Origin of the sequence: Pseudomonas protegens (genome assembly GCF_003732485.1) — a bacterium.
Classification (GTDB): domain Bacteria; phylum Pseudomonadota; class Gammaproteobacteria; order Pseudomonadales; family Pseudomonadaceae; genus Aquipseudomonas; species Aquipseudomonas protegens_B.
Genome location: NZ_MOAK01000092.1, coordinates 117,600 through 141,974, shown reverse-complemented (window position 1 = coordinate 141,974; position 24,375 = coordinate 117,600). Strand labels below are relative to the sequence as shown.

2 protein-coding genes are annotated in these 24,375 nt (G+C 66.2%); both read left to right on the top strand.

The window, feature by feature from the left end:
- The first annotated feature begins 14 nt into the window (after positions 1 to 14).
- Positions 15 to 16,823, top strand: coding sequence for an SDR family NAD(P)-dependent oxidoreductase (locus BLX41_RS32775; RefSeq protein WP_311197617.1), 16,809 nt, complete (start codon positions 15 to 17; stop codon positions 16,821 to 16,823).
- Between the two features lie 55 nt (positions 16,824 to 16,878).
- A partial coding sequence (locus BLX41_RS37030; RefSeq protein WP_259745511.1) for an SDR family NAD(P)-dependent oxidoreductase occupies positions 16,879 to 24,375 on the top strand: 7,497 nt, incomplete at its 3' end.

The following is a 24,375-nucleotide window of genomic DNA, read 5'->3' as shown; positions in this document are numbered from 1 at the left end:
CCGTCAGCCAACGGCTGCCGCTGGGCTGGCCACGGCTCGAACGCCAGGCTGATGAACAACCAGGCGCCGCGCCCGAGGGTGAAGGCGCACTGGCGATCATCGGCATCAGCGGTCGCTATCCTGGCGCCGCCAATCCCCGGGAACTCTGGCAAAACCTCAGCGCCGGACGTTCGTCGATCCACAGTGTCGGCGGCCAAGCGCTGCTGGCTGGCGAGCCGATCACGGCGGATGCGCCGCAGTGGGCGGTGGGCACACTGGCCGACAAGCAGCTGTTCGATCCGCTGCTGTTCAACATCACCCCCGCCGAGGCGAAAACCCTGGACCCCCAGGAGCGGCTGTTCCTGCAAACGGTCTGGCATTGCCTGGAAAACAGCGGCTATACCGCAGCCGGTCTGCGCCGCACGGCGCAACGGGTTGGCGTGTTCGTCGGGGCGATGTGGGGCGATTACCAGCACCACCGGCCAGGGGAGCAGGGAGAGCGAGCCACCTCGTTCCATTCGGCCATTGCCAACCGCGTCTCGTACTTCAATGACTTCAATGGCCCCAGCGTGGTGTTCGACACCTCGTGCTCGTCCGCGATGACCGCCCTGCATTTCGCCTGCGCGAGCATTCGTCGCGGCGAATGCCAGGCGGCGATTGTTGGCGGCGTCAACCTGATCAGCCATCCGTCGCACCTTGAGCTGCTGACATCGCTGCAACTGTTGTCCGCAGAGGGCCAGTCGCACCCGTTCGGTCGTAATGCCAATGGCTGGGTGGCGGGTGAGGGTGTTGGTGCCCTGTTGATCAGGCCACTGGAGGCTGCCCGCCGCGAAGGCGACCAGATCCTCGGCGTCATCCGCGCCACGGCCATCAGTCACAGCGGCAAGACCTTTCGCTACGGCGCACCCAGCGCCGAGAGTCAGGCCGCGTCGATGCGCCAGGCCCTGGAGCAGGCGGGACTGCCCGCCGAGGCCATCGGCTACGTGGAGGCCGCGGCGCCCGGCGCCAGCCTGGCGGACGGCGCCGAGTTCGCGGCGCTCGGCAAGGTCTTCGGCGAGCGCCCTGGCCAGACGCCGCTGAAAGTCGGATCGATCAAGGCCAATATCGGCCACCTTGAATCGGCGTCGGCCCTGTCGCAGATCACCAAGGTCCTGCTGCAATTGCAACACGGCCAGATAGCACCGACCCTCGGCTGTCATCCGCTGAGCCCGTTGATCGGACAGGGGCCGGGCAATCTGGCTATCGTCGACACCTTGAGCCCATGGCAAGGGCCGCGGCGGGCCTTGATCAATGCCTTCGGCGCCAGCGGTTCCGGCGGCCATTTGATCCTCGAAGCAGCGCCCCCCGTGGCCGCGCCGGGCAAGGCCGTCGGGCCCTGGCTGTTTCCCTTCTCCGCCGCCAGTCAGGCTCAGCTTGAGCAACTGCTGGCGGCGTTTGCCGATGATCTTCAGGCTGGGCGCCTGAGCGCCGCAAGCCTCGGCGACATCAGCTACAGCCTGTGTGTTGGACGGGTAGCGCAGGCCCAGCGTGTGGTGCTGGTGGCTGACAGCGAGGCCCAGTTGCTGGCGCTGCTCAACGCCGCCCATGACGACTCGGTGCTACGAGGCCGCCTCGACAGAGCCGCGCCAGCGCCGAGCAGCGAGGCGGACCTGCGTGGCCTCGATCGCCAGGCCCTGAACGCCATTGGCCGCCGTTGGCTGGCGGGTGAGACCGAGCTGCTGGCGATTGCCCGGCACGATTGCCGGCGCGTGGCGTTGGCGGCGTACCCCTTTGCCGCCATCGACTGCCATATCGGCAACAGTCCCAGGGGCGATATGGTCGCGCCGCCTGCGCCCGATGAGGGGCTGCAAACGGCCCTGGAGGGCTACCTCAAGCAACACTTCTCGAAGGTATCGGCCATTCCCGAGGCCAGCATCGACAGCCTGGAAACCTTTGATCGCTACGGTTTGACCTCGCTGATGATCACCGAGCTCAACCAACGGCTGGCGCAAGGGTTCGGCGAGTTGTCCAGCACCCTGTTCTTCGAACACCAGAGCATCCGTGCACTGGCGATCTGGTTTGCTGCCGAGCATCCGTCGCGCAGCCGCCAATTGCTGGGCCTGCAAGCGCCCGTTGCAAGCGCTGCCGCCCCCCGGCAGACCGCATCCGGCCCCGACATCGAGCGTCGCCAGGCGTGCGATGAGCCCATCGCCATCATCGGTCTGGCCGGACGCTTTCCGGGTGCCCCGGACATCGAGCGCTTCTGGGACAACCTGAAGAACGGGGTCGACAGCATCAGCGAGATCCCCGCCGAGCGTTGGGCGCACCTGCAGTACTACAGCCGCGACCGCAGCCTCAAAGGCAAGATCAACAGTAAATGGGGCGGCTTTATCGACGACGTCGACCGCTTTGACCCGCTGTTTTTCAACATTTCGCCGCGGGATGCCGAGCGCATGGATCCCCAGGAACGGATCTTCCTGGAAACCGCCTGGCACACCCTGGAAGACGCGGGCTACGACCGGGCCGCACTGCAGCGTCATTATCAGGGGAAAATGGGCGTGTTTGTCGGGGTGATGCACGGCGAATACTTGCTCTATACCCGCTCGGCCGCTGCCGACTGCACCGATGATGCGGTGGACGCTTCCTTTGGTTCGATTGCCAATCGGGTGTCCTACGTCTTCGACTGCACCGGCCCGAGCATGGCCATTGACACCATCTGCTCGTCGTCGCTGACGGCCCTGCACCTGGCGGTGCAAAGCCTGAAACGTGGCGAGTGCCGGGTGGCGCTGGCCGGTGGCGTCAACCTGTCGTTGCACCCGAACAAATACTTTATCCAGTCGCAGCTGACCATGTCCTCCAGCGATGGCCGCTGCCGCAGTTTCGGTGAAGGTGGCGACGGCTTTGTGCCTGGCGAAGGCGCCGGCGCGGTGTTGCTCAAGCCACTGTCCCAGGCACAGGCCGATGGCGACAATATTTACGGCGTGATCCGCGCGACGTCGGTCAACCATAACGGCAAGACCCATGGCTACACCGTGCCCAGCCCGAATGCCCAAGGCGCCATGATCGCCGAGTCCCTGGAAAAGGCCGGGATGAATCCCCGGGAACTGAGTTACATCGAGGCTCACGGTACCGGCACCGCGTTGGGCGATCCGATTGAAATCAGCGGCCTGCAACAGGGCTTTGCCCGGCGCAGCGCAGCCCTGGGCAGCGAACCGGCGCCGGCGCAGCAGTGTGCACTGGGCTCGGCCAAGTCGAATATCGGCCACCTGGAATCGGCCGCCGGGATCGCCGGGGCGGCCAAGGTCTTGCTGCAGCTCAAGCATCGGCAACTGGCACCGTCGCTGCATTCAAGCCGGCTCAACCCGGGCATTGCCTTTGACCAGTCGCCGTTCCACATCCCGCAGCAACTGCAGGAATGGCGCCGACCACGGCTCAACCTCGACGGCCGGGAGCGCGAGTACCCCTTGGCCGCTTCGGTGTCGTCGTTTGGCTCCGGCGGCTCCAACGGTCATGTGATCATTGCCCAGTACCTGGCGCCCGAACGGGATGAACCGGTTGCCGGACAGCCCGCGACCATCGTGCTGTCGGCCAGGACCCCGAGCCAGCTGCAGCAGCAGGTCGAACGTTTGCAGCAGTTCCTGCAACGGCGCGAACAGCAAGGCCAACTGCCGCGTCTGGCGGACCTGGCCTTTACCTTGCAACAGGGCCGGGAAGCCCTGGAGTATCGCCTGGGGTTCAGCGCCGCCTCTTTCAGCGCGTTGCAGGAGCGTCTGGCACAGGGCCTGGCGCAGCTGCTCAAGGCCCCCGAACACTTCGGCTGCTTTGACGGCCTGCATCTAGGCCGGGTGCAAGAGAACAAGGCGGCCATGGCCGTACTGGCCCACGATGAAGACATGGCGGCGACGCTGGCGGCCTGGGCCGACAAGGGCAAACACCAGAAGCTGCTGGAACTGTGGGTCAAGGGGCTGAACTTCGACTGGGCGCTGCTGGGGATGCCCATGGGCAGCGTCCGGCGGATCAGCCTGCCGGGTTACCCCTTCGCCCGCGAGCGGATCTGGGTGTCCGGCGATGTCCAGTTTCCGCTTCAGGTCGAGTCGCTGGGCGAGGCCCGTCTGCACCCGTTGCTGCACCGCAACGTGTCGGACCTTGCGCAACAGAAGTTCACCGCGGTGTTCAGCGGCGCTGAGTTCTTCCTGCGCGATCATCGCGTGGGCAGGCAGAAAGTGCTGCCCGGCGTGGCCTATCTGGAGATGGCGCGAGAGGCCCTCAGTCGCTCCCTCGGCGACCGCGCCAGCAGCGCGACCCTGAGCCTGTGCCATCTGGTGTGGTCGCAACCGTTGACGCTCAGCGAGCAGGGCACCGAGCCCGCTACGCTCGAGATCCACATCAATAGCCTGGACCCCCAGCGACTGACATTCGAGATTCGCCAGCAGCCACAGCGCGCCCTGTGCTGTCAGGGCGAGGCACTGTTGCATAACAACACGGTCCAGGCGCCGGCCTCGCTGGCGTCGCTGCAAGGCGCAATCCACGGTCATCGTCTCGACGCCGAGGGCCTGTACCGCCTGTTCGACAGCATCGATATCCATTACGGCCCCAGCCACCGGGCGGTCCGCGAGCTGCGCATCGACGGCGGCCAGGTGCTGGCGCAGATCCAGCTGCCGCCGTCACTGAGTGCCGGCCACGGGCAGTTCGTCCTGCACCCCAGCCTGATGGATGCGGCGTTGCAGTCCACCCTGGGGCTGCTGGTCGCGGATCAGCTGGACCAGGGGCTTGCACCGCAACTCGAACACACCGCAGTGCCCTTTGCCCTGGAGCAGTTGCAGCACAGCGGCGCGGCACTGGGCGAACGGATATGGGCCTGGGTGCGACCCGGCGTGCAACGCCGGGAAGCGGGGCAGTCGAGCTTTGATATCGATATCTACAATCACCAGGGCGAGCACTGCGTTGCCCTGCAGGGCTTTGTCCTGCGCGAGCTCAAAGCACCGTCGCCACTGCAACTGATGCTCGACGACCAACCGCGGACGGACGCCTACCTGCTGCAGCGATGGCGCCGGGTCACTGTGCAACAGGTGCCGTCCAGCGGCGCCCGGCTGCTGTTGATCGCCAACGATCCCCAAGGCTTGCAACAGTTGACTGCCCGCTATCCGCAGGCCGCGACACTGTTGCTCGACGGCAGCGAAACCAGCGACAGGATCGCAACATTGCTGGCCGAGGCCGGCCCCCTGGAGCATCTGCTGTGGCTGGCGCCAGGCGCGGGGGCAGCAGATACCAGCGCCGACGGCATGATCCGCGCGCAGCAAAGCGGCGTGCTCGGCTGCTTCCGCTTGATCAAGGCATTGCTGGCCCTGGGCCTGGACCAGCAGCCGTTGGCCTGGACCGTCATCACCCGGGCCACCCTGACCGTGTTCGCCGAGGCCAGCCCGCTGCATCAGGCCGCCAGTGAGCCGGTGGCGCCGGCTCACGCTAGCGTCCATGGGCTGATCGGGGTGATGGCCAAGGAATACAGCCATTGGCCGGTGTGCCTGCTGGACCTGCCGGCGGGGGACAGCTGGCCGGGCCAGGACCTGCTGTCACTGCCCGCCGATCCACGTGGCGAGGCCTTGGCCTGGCGTCAGGGCGTCTGGCATCGCGCCTATCTGGCGCCGTGCCTGGTGCCGGCCGACAGCGCCGCCGAGGTGGGCAGTCTGTATCGCGATGCCGGTGTGTACCTGGTGGTCGGAGGGGCCGGCGGAATTGGCCGGCTGTGGAGCGAACACCTGATTCGTACTCGAGGCGCCCGGATCATCTGGTTGGGGCGGCGCGAGCAAGACAGCCGGATTGACGCGGCCATCAGCGAACTGGCCCGACTGGGCCCGGCGCCGCGCTACATCCGCGCCGATGCCGGTAACCACGCTGCGCTGCAGCAGGCGGTGAGCCAGGTGCTGGCCGAGCATGGGCAGATTCACGGGGTGATCCACGCGGCGATCCAGCTTGAGGACCAGAGCCTGGCCCGCATGGACGGGCAAAAGTTCGCTGCGGGGCTGGCCGCCAAAGTCGATGTCTGCGCCCGTCTGGCCGAGGTGTTCGAGCACCAGCCGCTGGACTTCATGCTGTTTTTCTCCTCGTTGCAGAGCTTCACCCGGTCGGCGGGGCAGAGCAATTACGCCGCCGGCTGCACCTTCAAGAACGCCTTCGCTCACTACCTGGCGCAACAACGCGGCTACCCGGTGAAGGTCATCAACTGGGGGTACTGGGGCGAGGTCGGCTCGGTGGCCAGCGACGACTATCGGCGGCGGATGGCCGCGGTCGGGCTGGGTTCCATCGACGGCGAATCGGCGATGCAGGCCCTGGACGTACTGCTCGGGGCCCGTGATGACGGCGCGCCATTGAGCCAATTGACCTTCCTGCGCACCTCGCAGCGCTTGAGCGACACTTTCAGCCAACTGGGGCTGGCCCAACATCCTGGCGGCACCTTCGGCGTGTGCGGCGAAGTTCGCCCGCCGGCTTACCCGGCGCTGATCGAGCGGCTGCAGCGCAATCTGCAGCCGAGCAATCAGCAGGTGCGGCATGCCACCGGGCAGCTACAGGCGCAACGGGCAGTGATCGACGAATTGCAGCGTGGCCTGCTCTACGCCCAGTTGCAGCACCTGGGCTGCTTTAGCCAGGACGGCGAATCCGTAGCTCAAATGCGCCAGCGTATCGGGCTGTTGCCGATGTACCAGCGTTGGTTCGACCAGAGCCTGGAGGAGCTGACCCAGCACGGCTACGTGGAGCTTGCAGGCGATAGCTGGCGTGCCAGCCACCCGCAGCCGTTGATGCTTGAGCAGCTGTGGCACGAATGGGATCGGCAACAGCCGGGGTGGCTCCAATACCCCGGTCTCAAGGCCGAGACCCTGCTCGCAGCAGCGACCCTGCGCGAGTTGCCGCAGATACTCGATGGCCGGATTGCCGCCACCGACATCCTGTTCCCCGGCGCTTCGATGTCCCGGGTCGAGGGCATCTACAAACACAATCCGGTGTCCGACTTCTTCAACGAAGTGCTGCTCGATGCCCTGCTGGAGTTTGTCCGCGCTCGCCTGGAGCAGTCGCCGCAGACGCCGATCCGCATCCTGGAGATCGGTGCCGGCACCGGCGGCACCAGCGCGCGAGCCTTTGAAAAACTGCGGCCGTTCCAGGCGCAGATCGCCGAGTACTGCTACACCGACGTCTCCCAGGCGTTCCTGATCCACGCGCAGCAAGCCTACGGCCCGCAGACGCCGTACCTGCGCTATCAGCTGTTCGATGTCCATCAGCCCCTGGCGGCTCAGGGCATTCAGCCCGACGCCTATGATCTGGTGATTGCCACCAACGTCCTGCACGCCACGCCGGACCTGCGCCGGGCCTTGCAAAACGCCAAGGCCGCGCTCAAGCACAACGGCCTGCTGCTGATCAACGAGATTGCCCGCAATGGCCTGTTTACTCACCTGACCTTCGGCCTGCTCAAGGGCTGGTGGTTGTTCGACGATCCGCAGTTGCGCTTGCCCGGTGGCCCGGCATTGGCCCCAGCGCAATGGAAGCAGGTGCTGGAAAGCGAAGGCTATCGACAGGTGTATTTCCCGGCGCTGGCCGAGCATGACCTGGGGCAGCAGATCGTCATCGCCCAGAGCAATGGCCTGGTCTGGCAGGAGCCTATCGACACCGCCCAAGCGCCCGCCATCGCGCCTATCAAGCGGCACCAGCCGGCGTCCCAGGCATCGCGTGCGCCACAACCTGGGGTCATCACCGCGCCGCTGGGCGAGGTCAGCAGCACCCGGCTCAAGGCCGAGACGGTGCGCTACCTCAAACAGGTCATTGGTGGTCTGTTCAAGATCGAACCTGAGCAGATCGACGCCCGTGAAGCCTTGGAAACCTATGGCATCGATTCCATTCTGGTGGTGCAACTGACCAACCTGCTGCGGGACAAACTGACGGGGATCAGCAGCACGCTGTTCTTCGAATACCAGACGGTCGACGCGCTGGCGGAGCATTTTGTCGCCACCCAGCAGGATCGGCTCAAAGCCCTGCTGGGCCTGGGGCAGGTGCCGTCAAACCCATCGCCATCGCCATCGCCATCGCCCACAGCAACAGCAACAGCAAGCGTCGAACCAGCGGCCCCGTCTCGCTTCAGTGTCATGTTGCCCGACAACACCCCGGCCGCTGGCCGCGATTCAGACGTCGCCATCGTCGGTCTGGCGGGGCGCTACGCCCAATCCGATAACGTTCGCGAGCTGTGGCAACACCTCAAAGCCGCCGAAAGCTGTATTGCTCAGGTGCCGGCGGACCGCTGGGACTGGCGGCAGTACTTTGATCGGACACCGGGCACCGAGGGCCGCGTCTACAGCCCGTGGGGCGGATTCATTGGCCAGATCGACCAGTTCGATCCACTGTTCTTTCACCTGTCGCCCCGGGAAGCGCTGAAAATGGACCCCCAGGAGCGGCTGTTCCTGGAAGAGGCCTATCACTGCATCAGTGATGCCGGTTATACCCCCGCACGCCTGGCCGAGCGGCAGCGAGTCGGGGTGTTTGTCGGCGTGATGAACGGCACCTACAGCCGCCAGTCCAGCTATTGGTCGGTGGCCAACCGGGTGTCGTATCAGTTCAACTTCCAGGGTCCGAGCCTCGCAGTCGACACCGCCTGTTCGTCGTCGCTTACCGCGCTGCATCTGGCCGTGGAAAGCCTGCACAGCGGTGTCAGCGACTGCGTGCTGGTGGGCGGGGTCAGCCTGCTGGTGGACCCGGTGCACTACATCGGCCTGAGCGAAATGAAAATGCTCTCCGCGGGCCAGCACTGCAAAGCGTTCGGGGCCGATGCCGACGGCTTTGTCGCCGGAGAAGGGGTGGGCGCCATGCTGCTCAAGCCGCTGGCACAGGCCGAGGCCGATGGCGACCGGATCTACGGCGTGATCAAGGGCAGCATGATCAATGCCGGCGGCAAGACCAACGGTTACACCGTGCCCAACCCCCTGGCCCAGAGCCGCTTGGTGGTCGACTCCCTGGCCCGGGCCGGGGTCGACCCCAGAGCCGTGAGCTATGTCGAGGCCCATGGCACCGGCACCGCGCTGGGTGACCCGATCGAGATCGCCGGTCTGGCCCGGGCATTCAATGCCGACGCCGCCACGCCGCTCAAACAGTACTGCGCCATCGGCTCGATCAAATCCAATATCGGCCATTGCGAAAGCGCAGCCGGTATTGCCGGTATCACCAAGGTGCTGCTGCAACTGCAGCACCGCCAGTTGGTGCCGTCGCTGCACGCCGCTACCGCCAACCCGCACATCGATTTCGCCAACAGTCCGTTCGTCGTACAGCAATCGCTGGCTCAATGGTCGCGCCCGCAGGTGCTGATCGACGGGGTGCAGCAGACGTTCAAGCGCATTGCCACGGTGTCGTCCTTCGGCGCGGGTGGCGCCAATGCCCACGTGGTGATCGAAGAGTACGAAGACCTGCGGGTACGGCCACAGATCACCGTCAACCACGAACAACCGGCGCTCATCCTGCTGTCCGCCAAGACCGGCGAGCAGTTGCTGCAGCAAGCCCGACTGTTGCGCGAGGAACTGGAGCAGGGCGTGCTGGTTGACGCTGACCTGCCGGCACTGGCCTTTACCCTGCAAGTCGCGCGTGAGGCGATGGAACATCGCCATGGCTGGCAGGTTGCTTGCCTGGCCCAGTTGCACAAGTGCCTGGGGGACTTCATCGACCACGGCGCGGCCCAGGCCCGTAGCCGGCTCAAACCCGATACCCAGGCACCGAGCCTCGACATGGCCAGTGCGCTCCAGCGCGGTGAACAACAAGGCCTGCTCGACGCCTGGCTCGAGGGCGCGACCCTGGATTGGCGTCTGATGTATCCCCAAGGCACGCCGGCGCCCCTCAGCCTGCCGGGTTATCCCTTTGCTCGCGAGCGCTACTGGCAACCGACGCAAGGGGCGGCCACGGCGATTGCTACAGGGGTGGAACGCCTGCACCCACTGCTGCATCGCAACGTCTCGGACCTGCGCGGCCTGCGCTACCTGAGCCGCTTCAGCGGTGACGAAAGTGTGCTGGCCGAGCATCGGGTCAATGGCCAGGCGGTGCTTGCGGGGGCCGCGATGATTGTCATGATCCAGGCGGCGTTGACCGAGGCCCTGGGCGGCGCGGTGCCGGCGGGCAGGGGGCTGGTGATCGGCGATCTGAGCTGGCGGCAGCCGTTCAGCGTTGATGCGGCCAACAATGGCGAGCTGTTCCTTGAACTGTCGATGCCGGCCGCGGGCGACTATCGGATCGGGATCTACGCCTATGACCAGGCCGCGCAGTTGCAGCTGCATTGCCAGGCCCGAGCCAGCACCGCAGAGGTCCAGGCGGCCCGGCTCGACTTCAGCAGCCTTGGCGCGCAAGTGGTGGACGTCGAGGCCTGCTATCAGCGCTTTGCCGCCATGGGCATCGAGTATGGCGTGGGGCATCGTCGGCTGCTGTCGCTGGTGCGCCAGGGGGATCAGGCGCTGGCGCGTATCGCCCTGCAAGACCCGGCGCTGAACAGCGGTTTCGCGCTGCATCCGGCCTTGCTGGATGCCGCCATGCAAGGGGTCATGGCCTTGCTCCTGGATGAACTGGAGGAGCGCCCGGCACTGCTGTTGCCCGCCGGCCTGGGGCAATGTGTGCTGTTGGCCGATTGCCCGGCCAGCCTGCAGGTGCAGATACGCCGTGCCCCGAGCACAGCGCACGACTATTGCTTCGATCTGGCCTTGTTCGACGACCAGGGCCAGTGCTGCGCGATCCTCAATCAACTGTCGTTCCAGCCCCTGACGGGCGCCAGCCTCGCAGCCGGCCCCGGCGCCAACATCGGACTGCTCTGCCACAAGCACTGGCACGATGCGCGGCCGGCGCCAACAGCTGCCGCGCCAGGGCTTGCGCAACAGGTACTGACCCTGGGGCGTCATCAGGCTTTTGCCGATCTGGCGCTGCACCTGGCGGACCGGGGCATCGGTCATGTCGCCTGGCCGGAGCTTGACTATGCACAGGCCGCGCTGGCCCTTGCCGAGCAGCTCAAGCCCTGGCTGCACAGCGCTCAACCTTGCCTGATTCAACTGCTGGTCGCAGCCGACGATCCCCATGGCTATCGCGGCCTTGGCGGCCTGTTGTACAGCGTCAGCCGTGAGCAGCCGGCCTTGATCTGCCAACTGATAGAAGTGGCACCGCAGCTCGCCGCCCAGCCGCTGTTGACGGCCCTGGTTGCCGAGGCCGCCGACCCCGCTGAACGCCAACTGCGCTATCTGCAAGACGCCGGCACACTGCGCCGCCAGCAACTGAGCTGGGATCACCAGCCCCTGGACACGGCGCCCGCACCCTGGCGGCCCGAGGGCGTGTACCTGATCACCGGTGGCTTGGGCGGTGTCGGCACGGTCCTGGCACGAGAGATCAGGGCGGCAGCGCCCCGGGCGCGCGTGGTGCTCTGTGGCCGCACGCCGGCCACCGCGCCCTCGGTGCTGGCCAAACTGGAGCAATTGGGAGCAGGCGTTGACTACCGCGCCGTGGATCTGGCCAGTGCCGACCAGGTTGAACAGCTGATCGCTGAGCTGGTGCGCGATGACCGTGGGCTGCACGGGATCATCCATTGCGCAGGCGTGACCCGCGACGCCTTGCTGGCAGAAAAGTCCATTGAGGACTTTGCCGCGGTGTTCGCCGCCAAGGTCGACGGCGTGCGCCACCTGGATCGCTATAGCGCCGGGCTGGCCCTGGATTTCTTCGTGTTGTACTCCTCGATCGCCAGCGTTCTGGGCAACCCCGGGCAGACCGACTACGCCGCGGCCAACGGCTATCTGGACGCATTCGCCAGCCTGCGCGAGCAGCAGGTCGCGGCGGGTACGCGACAGGGCCGCAGCCTGGCGATCAACTGGCCGTTATGGCTGGAGGGCGGCCTGCACATGAGCGACACGGCGCGACGCCTGTTGGCACAACGCAGCGGCATTGAAGCGATGGCCAGCGCCACTGGGGTCCAGGCCCTCTACCAGGCCCTGCACAGCGATGAAGCGCAGTTGATGGTGCTGGCCGGTGACCGCGAAAAACTGCTCGCCTTGCTCAACCCGGAACCGGCCCCAACCCTCGAAGCCGTCGCTCTGGAGGGTGATGACCTGCTGGCCTGGTTGCGCCAGCTACTGGCCAAGACCTTGAAGATCGACCCAGCGCGGCTGGACAGCGAGGTGCCGTTCGAACACTACGGCATCGATTCGCTGATGATCATGGAGATGACGGCGGTCTTGGAAAAACGCTTCGGTGCCTTGTCCAAAACCCTGTTTTTCCAATACCCCAGCCTGCAAGGCCTGGCCGAGCATCTGGCCACGCGGCCGGTTCGCAAACCGCCCCAGAGCGCCTTGATCACCTCGTTGCGCGACCTGTTTGCCAGTGCCTTGGACCTGCCGCCGCAGCAGATCGACGAGCAGCAGTGCTTCGAAGCCTATGGCCTCGACTCGTTGCAGATTGTCGAACTCACGCGCCGTCTGCAGCAGCGCTTTGGCGCGCTGCCGCCGGGGTTGCTGTTCGAGTACTCCAGCCTGCAGGCCCTGGCGCGTTACCTGACTGCCAGGGCGACCAAGGCACCTGCCGAAGCGGGCAACCCCAGCCAGGAGATTCAACGCCGGCTGTTCGACGAGCCGCTGCAACCGCTGCTGCCGGCCGCCCAGCCACGGGACGATATCGCCATCATCGGCATCGCCGGGCGCTACCCGGAGGCTGCCAATCTTGAGGCCTTCTGGCAGAACCTCAGCCAGGGCAAGAACAGCATTGGCGAAATTCCGCCCGAGCGCTGGGACTGGCGCGACTATTACAGCAATGACCGCAGCCTGAGCGGGGTGCACAACAGCAAGTGGGGCGGCTTTATCGACGGCATCGATCAGTTCGATCCGCTGTTCTTCAATATTTCCCCCCTCGAAGCCGAGCTGATCGACCCCCAGGAACGGCTGTTTCTGCAAACCGCCTGGTCTGCCATGGAAGACGCCGGCTACAGTCGTCAGCTCGGCGCCGAGCAGGCTGACCCGGCGCTGCAGGTCGGCGTCTATGCCGGGGTGATGTACAACGAGTATCAACTGCTGGGTGCCGAAGCCAGCCTGCGCGGCCAGCGCATGGGCTTTGCCGGTTCCAGCGCGAGCATCGCCAATCGGGTGTCGTTCTGCCTCAACCTGCAGGGCCCGAGCCTGGCGGTGGATTCCATGTGCTCCAGTTCGCTGACAGCCCTGCACCTGGCCTGTCAGGACCTGCACAGCGGGCGCACGGCCATGGCCATTGCCGGCGGGGTCAACCTGACCCTGCACCCCAACAAATACCTGATGCTCAGCAGTGGTCAGTTCATCTCCAACCAGGGCCAGTGCGCCAGCTTCGGTGAAGGCGGCGACGGCTATGTGCCGGGGGAGGGGGTTGGCGCGGTGGTGCTCAAGCGCCTGGCCGATGCCGAACGCGACGGTGATCAGGTCTATGGCCTGATCAAGGGCAGCTACCTCAATCACGGCGGCAAGAACACCGGTTACAGCGTGCCCGATCCGCGGGCGCAGCAGGCCGCCATCAGCGGTGCGCTCAAGGACGCCAAGGTCGATCCGGCCGCCATCAGCTACATCGAGGCCCACGGCACCGGCACCCGGCTGGGCGACCCGATCGAAATCGCCGGCCTGGCCAGCGCCCTTGGCCCGCGCACGCCGGCTCAGACCTGCTGGATCGGCTCGGTGAAGTCCAACATCGGCCACTGCGAGGCGGCCGCCGGAATTGCCGGGCTGACCAAGGTGCTGTTGCAGCTCAAACACGAAAAAATCGTACCTTCGCTGCACTCACGGACCCTCAATCCATTTATCGACTTTGCCGCCACGCCGTTCGAGGTCAACCAGCAGCTGCGGGACTGGCCGCAGCCTTGGCACCAGGGCCAGCCGCGGCCGCGCATCGCCGGGTTGTCGTCCTTTGGCGCCGGCGGCTCCAACGCCCACCTGATCGTTGCGCAATACCTGTCCAAGCGGCCGGTGCCGGCGCCTGACGGCCAGCCGCAAATGATTCTGCTGTCTGCCCGCGAGCCCGAACAGTTGCGCCAGATCGCCAGCCGCCTGCTGGCCAGACTGGAGCAGGCCCCGGTGGCCGCAAGCCTGGCGGCCGTGGCCTGGACGCTGCAGGTCGGACGCGAAGCCATGGAGCATCGCGCGGCGCTGATCACCAGCTCCCTCGCGAGCCTGCTTCAGGCCTTGCGCGCGCTGGCCAATGACGACTGCAGTGACTGGATCTGCGGTGACACCCACAGCGGCAGCGAAACCTTGCAGGCGTTCAAGCGCCGTTACCGCAACTCATGGCATGAACAGCTGGCCCAGCTACTTGCCAAGGGCGAGCGGCAACAATTGCTGGCGTTGTGGAGCGCCGGGCTGCGTATCGACTGGAACGCGCTGCGCGCTGCCAGCGGCGAGCGCCCCCCACGTATCAGCCTGCCGACCTATCCCTTCGCCACCAGTCGTTACTGGGCGCCCGTTGCCACCACGGGTTTGCCGCCGGCGGCGACGACCCTGCATCCCTTGCTGCACCGCAACAGTTCGACCCTGGACCGTCAGCAATTCACCAGCCTCTTTCGCGGTGACGAGCCGTGGCTGCTTGACCACCTGGTGCAGGGGCGCAAAACCCTGCCCGGGGCTGCCTGCCTGGAAATCATCAGGGCCGCGGCGAGCCATGCACGGGCGCCCGGCGAGGCCGGGGGCATGGTCATCGAACAGCTGCATTGGCTGGCCCCCTGGACGCTGGAGTCTGCGCCCCGGGGCCTGCGGGTCACGCTGCAAACGGTCGACGATCAGTTGGCCGTGACCTTGCTCAGCGATGACGGCGAGCAACCGCTGGTGCATTGTCAGGCCCGAGTGACGGCCGAGGCAGCGCCTGTCGCCGAGCCCCTGGACCTGGGGTACTGGCGTAACCGCCCTTGGCAGCGGCGCCTTGATCGCGACGACGTCTATCGGCTGTTCGACGCCATGGGCCTGGCCTACGGCCCCAGCCATCGCGGTATCCAGCAGTTGCTGATCGCGGAGCAGGGCGGTCGTCGCCAAGTGCTGGCACAGTTGCACCTTGAGGCGGTCGCTGGGGCCAGCGACTGCTGGCTGGAGCCCGGTATCACCGACAGCGCGCTGCAGGCCGCCGTCGGTATGCTGCTGCCACTGGACTCTGAGCCGGCCGAGCCCTTGCCACTGATGCTGCCCTTTGCCCTGCAGCGCCTGGAGATCATGGCCCCCTGTGCGCGGCGGATGTGGGCCTTGTTGCGCAGTGACTCGGGCGACCACCCGACCCAGCGGATCGACATCGAGCTGAGTGACGACCAGGGTCGTCTCTGCGCACGCTGGGTCGGGTTCGCTGCCAGAGCGCTTGCCGTGGCTGCCCCCAAAGCGCCGACACCGGCCATTGAACAACTGCTGACGCCGATCTGGTCGGTTGTCGATGAGCAGCTCGCCGGGGGCGGCACCGGCAGCAACCCGCCAAGGGATCGGCAGGGGGCGATGCTGATCTTCGGCGCGACCCCGTGTCGTCATCAGGCCCTGGCCGGGCTCTATCCCCAGGCGAGGCTGGTGGACGGCTGCCCGGTCAACTACGACGCCCAACTGCAGGCCGGCCCCGAGCTGGCGGACGTGATGTGGCTGGCGCCCCCTGTTGATGGCAGCGAGGACCTGATTGCCGCCCAGGACCCGGGGGTTCTGGCGCTGTTCCGGCTGATCAAGGCGCTGCTGCGCCAGGGCTACGGCCGACGGCCGCTGCGCTTGACCCTGGTCACCGCTCAGGCCATCAGCCTGCGTCCTGGGGAGCCCAGCCATGTGGCGCATGCGGCGGTGCATGGTCTGGCCGGCTCGCTGGCCAAGGAATACCCGCACTGGCAGGTGCACCTTGCCGACCTGGAAGACGGGCAACTGCCGCGGTTGGCCAGCGCGCCGTTCGCGGCAGTGCGGTGTGGTGAAGTGCTGGCGCTGCGCCAGGGGCAATGGTGGTTCCGCCAATTGGCGCGGGTGCAGGCCGATGTTGCGCCGCCTCGTTTGCCGGTCTATCGGGACGGCGGCGTTTACCTGGTCATCGGCGGCGCTGGCGGGATTGGTGCTGTCTGGAGCCGGCAGATGATCAGCCGGCATCGTGCTCGGGTGGTGTGGATCGGTCGCCGTGAGCGGGATGCGCAGATCGAAGCGAAGCTGGACGAGTTGACCGCCGTCAGCTTGATGCATGAGGCCCCGGCCCCGGTTTACCTGCAGGTCGATGCCACGGACGCAACGCAACTGGCGACGGCGAAACAGCGGATTACCGAGCGTTTCGGTCCGATCAATGGCGTGGTGCACGCGGCCATCGTGCTCAAGGATCAAAGCCTTTCCAACATGGACGAGGCGACCTTCAGCCAGGTACTCAACGCCAAGGTCGCCACCAGCGTGGCCCTGGCCCAGGTCTTCGGCGACAGCGCCGCGACGCTGGATTTCGTGCTGTTTTTCGCCTCGATGATGTCCTTCACCAGCGCCGCCGGGCAAAGCAACTACGCCGCTGGCTGCACCTTCGCCGACGCCTTTGCCGACCAGCTCAGGGCCCAATGGGCGTGCCCGGTCAAGGTGATCAATTGGGGCTACTGGGGCGGCGTCGGTTCCGTCAGCGACCCGCGCTACCGCGAGCGCATGAGTGCCCTGGGCCTGGGTTCCATTGAGCCCGAGGAGGGCCTGCGCGCACTCGACCAGCTATTGGCGGGCGGGCTCGATCAACTGGCGCTGCTCAAGCTGTTGCACACCCCCCAGGTCGACGGATTCGACAGCCTTGCCGGACTGCTTGGCAACGAACAGATCGTGCTGTGCGCCGACAACCCCGGGGCCATGGCGGCCATGCAGGACAGGTTGCAACACAGGCTGGCAGCGTTGGCCGCGATCACCTAGGGCCGCGGCCCCCGTTCATTCACTTACAGCACACGCGTCACAGGGAAGTTGAAGCATGCAAACAGCCGCACATCAGACCAGCGCCGGCGCCTCCGGTGAACTCGATGCACTGGCGCGCCGCCTGCTGGCGAGCCAGCTCCAGGGGCTGGGACTTGGCCATGCCGAGGACTTGCAACCCCTGGCCACTCGCCACGGCCATGTCACGCCGGCTTACCTGCAGCGGTGGCTGGCCGAGAGCCTCAAGTATGTGGCCGGTGTCGAAACCGGCGACGCCGGGGCCCTGTGGCAACAGTGGGATGAAGGTTTGTCCGGGTGGCGCCAGGACCCGGACCTGGCGCCCAGGGCGTTGTTGCTCGACGCCTGCCTCAAGGGTTTGCCGGGGTTGCTGCGCGGCGAGCAGAGCGCCCCCGGCCTGCTGTTTCCCAATGGCTCGATGTCCCTGGTGGAAGGGGTCTACAAGCACAACCGGGTTGCCGACTATTTCAATCAGGTGCTGATCGAGGCGGTGCTGGCCTATATCGAAAGCCGTCCGGCGGACGCCGAACCGCTGCGCATCCTGGAAATCGGCGCCGGCACCGGCGGCACCAGTGCCGGCCTGCTGGCGGCGCTGGCACCCTGGCGTTCGCAGATGGGCGAATACTGCTACACCGATCTGTCACGGGCGTTCCTGCAACACGGCAGCGACCAGTTCGCTGCCCAGCATCCGTTCTTGCACACCCGTCTGTTCGATGTCTCGCGCCCTTGCGCCGAACAGGGGATCGATACCGATCACTACCACCTGGTGGTGGCGACCAATGTGCTGCACGCCACCCCCGACATCCGCCAGACCTTGCGCAATGCCAAGGCCCTGCTTTGCAAGGGCGGTTTGCTGATGCTCAACGAAATCAGCGAGGCGTCGTTGTTCACCCACCTGAGCTTCGGCCTGCTCGAAGGCTGGTGGCTGTATCGCGATGGCCCTCTGCGGCTGCCCGGTTGCCCTGGACTGTCGCCGGCGGGGTGGCAGGCGGTGCTGGAGCAAGAGGGGTTCAGCCCGGTGCTGTTCCCGGCCCGGCAGGCCCATGCCCAGGGCCAGCAAATCATCCTCGCCGAGAGCGACGGCATCGTCCGTCAGCCCGTCGTCGGCCATCAGCGGCCCGTGCCAGCAGCGGCTGACTCCCGCGCGCCCCGGGAGACCTTCAGCCCAGGCCCGGATCAGAGCAGCGCGGACGCTTGGCGGCGTCGGGTCGCCGATTTCCTGCGCCATCTGGTCAGCGCCACGCTGAAGATCCCGGCCGACAAGATGAGCCTGTCGCGGCCACTGGAGGACTATGGCCTGGACTCGATTCTGGTGGTGCGGCTGACCCATGCCTTCAGTGAGCACTTTGCCGCCGTGGACAGCGCACTGTTTTTTGAAGTCCCGACCCTGGCGGCGCTGACCGAGCACTTTATCCAGCAGCGTGGCGAAGAACTTCAGCGGCTGTTGGGCCAGCCCGAGGCCGAACAGCCCGCGCCGCCGGTCCCCGCCAGCGCACCGCACAGCAGCGCCAAGGCCCGGGAGCAGGGCGCGGGCGGCCCTATCGCGATTATCGGTCTCGACGGCCGCTATCCGGGGGCGCAATCGATGAGCGACTTGTGGCGCAATCTGGCGGGCGGTCATTGCGCCATTGGCGAAATCCCCGAAGAACGCTGGGACTGGCAGCGCTATTTCTCGGCCGAGAAGGGGCAGCCCGGGCACCTTTACACGCGCTGGGGCGGCTTTATCGAGGGTATCGATCAGTTTGATTCGGCGTTTTTCCGCATTTCGCGCACCGAAGCCGAACGGATGGACCCCCAGGAGCGGTTGTTCCTGCAAGTCGCCTACCACAGCATCGAAGACGCAGGCTACAACCCGGCAACCTTGCATCAACAGGGCGAGGTCGGGGTGTTTGTCGGCGTCATGAACGGCAGCTACAACCCCATCAGCAATTACTGGTCGATTGCCAACCGGGTGTCTTATCAGCTGGATCTGCAGGGCCCGAGCCTGGCGCTCGACAGTGCCTGCTCGTCTTCGCTGACCGCCATCCACCTGGCTGTCGAGAGCCTGATCAGTGGCAGCTGCGATCTGGCCATCGCCGGGGGCATCAACCTGATCGTCAACCCGCAGCACTACCTCGGCCTGTGCGAAATGATGATGCTGTCGCGCGGCGAACAATGCCGGGCCTTTGCCGATGATGCCGACGGCTTTGTCGACGCCGAAGGTGTGGGTGCGGTGCTGCTCAAGCCGCTGGAGCGGGCCCTGGCCGATGGCGACCGGATCTACGCGGTGATTCGTGGCGGGGCGATCAACGCCGGTGGCAAGACCAACGGCTACACCGTCCCCAGCGCCGGGGCTCAACAGCGTGTGCTGGAAAAAGCCCTGGCGCGGGCGGAGGTCAATGCCCGGCAGATCAGCTACATCGAGGCCCATGGCACCGGCACCGCGCTGGGCGATCCGATTGAGATCAGCGGCCTGAGCCGGGTCTTTGCCAGCAGCGATGGCGCTCCCTGCGCCATTGGCTCGATCAAAAGCAATATCGGTCACTGCGAAAGTGCCGCCGGCATCGCTGGCCTGAGCAAGGTGCTGCTGCAATTGCAGCACCGCCAGCTGGTGCCGTCGCTGCATGCGGCACAGCCCAACCCGAAGATCGATTTCGCCCACAGCCCGTTTCGCCTGCAACAGCAACTGGCGCCCTGGAGCACCCAGGGCGAGCCCCGTATTGCGGCGATTTCCTCGTTCGGCGCCGGTGGTGCCAATGCGTCGCTGATCGTCGAAGAACACCTCGCCAGCCCCGACTCGCGCCCGGCCATGCCCGGCCCCTGGCTGATCCTGCTGTCGGCCCGCGACCGGCAGCGCCTGACGCAAGCGGCAACGCGCTTGCAGGACTTTCTCGCCACGCAAGACGCACAACAGGTGGCCCTGGCCGATCTGGCGTGGACCCTGCAAGTCGGCCGCGAAGCCATGGCCGAACGCTTGGCGCTGCAGGTCGATTCGCTCGCCGAGCTGCAGCGTCGGCTGGCGCAGTGGCTGGCAGGCGAAACCCAAGAGCAGGTGTTGCAGGGGCATAGCGACCCCTATGACGAGACACTGGAGGAGCCGGGCACGCAGCTGATCGAGCAGTGGTTGCAGCACCAGCAACTGCGCGAACTGGCCGCAGCGTGGGTCGCAGGCGCAGTCGTCGATTGGCCCAAGCTCTACCGACACGACGCCTACCGGCGCCCACTGCGGATCAGCCTGCCGGGTTATCCCTTTGCGCGAAACAGCTACTGGATGCCGGGGCTGGCACATCCGCCCGCCCATGAGGTCCGCAGTGCAGAGCCCTCGGACCAAGATCTGAGCGGCTGCTGCTACCTGCCTCGCTGGCAGGCGCAAAGTGCCGACGAACAGGCTCAGGCGCCGGGCAACGGCGCGGTGCTGCTGGTCACGCTGGGTGAGTCCGCCGCTGCCAGCGAGGGGCTGTTGGCGGCGCTGACCGAGCACTATCAGGACCGCCGCCAGGTGCTGCGGATCGATTGCACCCTGGGCACTACGGCGCAACTGGCGGCGGACCATTGGCGCTGCAGTGCTGCTGATCCGGCAGGCTGGGCAACGATTCTGGCGGCACTGGGCCCGGTGGCGCAGTTGCTGGTGATCAGCGGGCAAAGCGCCGACGAGCTGTCGCCGGCGGCGCTCGCCGACAGCCTGCAACACCACGAGTTGCCGCTGCTGCGGCTGTTCAAGGCATTGCCGAGCCAAGTGCCAGAGGGTCACGGCATCGACTGTTTCCTGTTGTCGTTTGGCCGCTACGCCTTTGCCGGGGCACCACAACGGGGCAATCCGCTGGGCGCGGGCATGGCCGGCCTGGGGTATGCGCTGGCCCAGAGCGAGCACCGGGTGCACCTGCGCAACCTGGACCTCAACCGCGACGAGCTGGAAACCCCGGACAGCCGCCAACGCCTGCTGGCACAGATCCTCGCCGAGCCGGCGTCCCAGCGCGGCGAACCGATCAAGCTCAGCCGGGGCGAGCGCTTTGTCCAGCAGTTGATTCCATTGGCGTTGCCGGCGAACCGCGGCAGTGCCTCGGCGCTGCAACACAACGGGGTCTATCTGATTCTCGGCGGCAGCGGTGTGATCGGTCAGGTGATCAGCCGTCAGTTGATCGAGCACTATCAGGCCCGGGTGATCTGGCTCGGGCGCAAGGCGGCCGACAGTCCGCAACTGCAGCAGAGCCTGGGGCACGAGCAGTGGCGCGGTCGGGTCGATTACCTGCAGGTCGATGGCACCGACCTGGTGCAATTGCAGCAGGCCGTGGCCCTGGTCAATCAGCGGTATGGACGCATCAATGGTGCGGTGTTTTGCGCCATGGTCTTCGACTTCGAGAACAGCATCCAACACAGCAGCGAGGCGCAGTTTCAGCACATTCTCGAGATCAAGAGCCGTGGCAGCCTGAATTTCTATCAGGCGCTGGCCGGGCAGGCGCTGGATTTTCTCTGCTATTTCTCCTCCGGGCAGGGCTTTGCCTTTTCCGGCGCGGCCAAGCTCTCGGCCTATGCCTGTGGCATCACCTTTGCCGACGCCTTTGCCGAGGCCATTGGCCCGAGCGCGCGCTTTCCGGTGGGGGTGATCAACTGGGGATTCTGGCGCGCCTCGCTGCAGGCGCAGGCGGTCAGCGAGCACCTGGATGCCCTGGATGATGACCAGGGTTTTACCTGTTTCAGCCGTTTTGTCGCGCATTTGGCCGGCAGCTCGCTGCGCCGCTTGCTGTGCATCAAGGCCTCGCCGGCCGTGCGTCAGTTGATGGCCGTGCCCGAGGGCCTGCAAGGGCGCCTGGAGCCCGGAGCGCTGGCCAATGCCAGGTTGCCGGGGGTCGAACTGCAGCCTGCCGAGCAGGAGCGCTTGCAGCAGCTGTTTGATCCGCAAATGCTCGATCAATCCATTGCCGTGCTGCTGTTGGTCCAGTTGCAGACCCTGGGGATCTTCACCAGCCCCGAGGTGCAGAGCGCCGAGCTCTGGCGCCAACAGGCGGGTATCGGCGAGCGCTACCGCCGCTGGTGGCAGGAATGCCTGGCGATTCTGCTGGAGCACGGCTACCTGCAGCAGCAAGGCCAAGGCCTTGGGGTGGCCACGCCGATTGCCCGCTCACGGCACGCGGCGATCCTCGCGGCCTGGAAAACCCAGTGCGAGCACTACCTGGCAGACCCCGAGCGCCGGGCTCAAGTGACCCTGGTCGACGCGTGCCTGATGCACCTGCCGCAGATCCTGACGGGGCAGATCCAGGCCACGGACCTGCTGTTTCCGGACGGCTCGATGGACCAGGTCGAGGGCATCTACAAGCACAACAGCCTGTCGGACTTTTTCAACGCCCAACTGGCATCGCGGGTCAGCGCACAGGTGCAACGGCTGGTCGCAGCCGAACCCGGGCGGCCGCTGCGCATCCTGGAAATCGGCGCTGGCACCGGTGGCACCACAGCCCCCTTGCTGGCCGCGCTGGAACCTTGGGCCGAGCACCTGGGTGAATACTGTTACAGCGATCTTTCCCACGCCTTCCTGCAGCACGGGCACGCCAGCTTCGCCGCCGGCCGGCCTTACTTCACCACGCAAATCCTCGACATCAGCCAGCCCCCCGGCAACCGCCAGGGGTATGACATTGTCGTGGCCACCAATGTGCTGCACGCCACCGCCAACATGCGCCACACCCTGGCCCATGTCCGTTCGTTGTTGCGCAGCGGCGGCCTGCTGGCGTTGAACGAACTGAACCGCAAGACCTGCGCCGCCACCGTGACCTTCGGCCTGCTCGATGGCTGGTGGCTGTACGAGGACCCTGGGGTGCGCATCCCCGGCTCGCCACTGATCGCCGAGCAGACCTGGCTTGAGCTGCTGTGGAGCAGCGGCTTTGAACAGGTCGATCTGCATCTGCCGGAGCCACTCGCCCTGGGGCAACAGATCATCACCGCCCATGGCGACGCCCTGACCCTGCACAGCGTTGCGCCACCGCTGCCGAGTACCGCCGCAGACGACAAGGAGTCTGGATTGAACGAGCATCCTGTAAGCGCGGCAGCCACCGCAGCACCTGTTGCCGACAGATTGCAGCAGGTGATCATCCAGGCCCTGGCCCGGACCCTCAAGGCCGATGAGCAGAGCATCGGGCTGCGCACGCCGTTTTCCGACTACGGCGTCGACTCGATTCTCGGGGTCGGCTTCATCAAGCAGCTGGGCCAGCAACTGCGGATCAAGCTCAACAGCGCGCTGCTGTTCGAGCACGCCACCGTGAGCAAGCTCCAGCATTACCTGCAACAGGCCCACGGCCCGCAGATCGCGCAGGCGCTGGCGGCAATCCCGAGCAGCGAACAGGCAGGGGAGGCGCCGGCCGTCCAGCCAGCTGCACCGAGCAACCCGGTACTGGCCGCAGCACTGGCGGGCAATCAACCCGCGAGCCAGCCCGGGCGCAGCGGACTCGGTGCGATTGCCGTGATCGGCATGGCCGGGCAGTTTCCCGGCGCCGATGACGTCGACGCCCTGTGGGATAACCTGCTGGCCGGACACCACAGCGTCCAGGTACTGGGGCCGGACTACCTGCAACCCGAGGCCTACAGCGCCGACCGGCAGCCGGGCAAAAGCTATTGCAATCGCGCCGGCATCCTCAAGGACCGCGACTGCTTCGATCCGCTGTTCTTCAACCTCACGCCCCACGAAGCCGAATCCATGACGCCCCATCAGCGCCTGGTGCTGCAGGAAAGCTGGAAGGCGCTGGAAGATGCCGGGTACAACCCGATGACACTGGCGGGGCAGGCCGTCAGCCTGTACGTCGGTGCCGAGCCCGGTGGCTATCACCATGACTCCTTTACCGGCAGCTCCGAGGCCATCATCGCCTCGCGACTGTCCTACTTCCTCGACCTCAAGGGCCCGGCCATGGTGGTCAACACCGGTTGCTCGTCCTCGGCGGTGGCGATCCACCAGGCCTGTGAAAGCCTGCGCCACGGTGAAAGCCGCATGGCCCTGGCGGGCGGGGTCTATGCATTGCTGGACCAACGGGGGCTGATCAGCCTGTCGGCCATCGACATGCTCAGCCCCAGCGGCCAGTGCCATGCCTTCGATGCCGCCGCCGACGGCACGGTGATTTCCGAGGGGGTCGCCATGGTCGTGCTCAAGCGCCTGGAAGACGCCGAAGCCGAGGGCGACCCGATCTACGCGGTCATCGAGGCCTCGGGAGTCAACCAGGACGGGGTCAGCAACGGCATCACCGCGCCCAACGGCGATGCACAAGAGCAACTGCTGCGCGACACCTGGCGCAGGTTTGGTGTCGACCCCGGGCACATCAGCTATGTCGAAGCCCATGGCACCGGTACCCGCCTGGGGGACCCGGTCGAGGCCAATGCGTTGATCCGGGCGTTGCGCGGCTTCACCGACGCCCAGGGCTACTGCGTGCTGGGCAGCGCCAAGGCCAATCTCGGCCATGCCGCCGCCGCAGCCGGTGTGATCGGCCTGATCAAGGTGCTGCTGTCGATCCGCCACCGCACCTTGCCGGCCATGCCGGGTTTTGAGCGGATCAACCCGCTGATTGACCTCGAACACTCACCG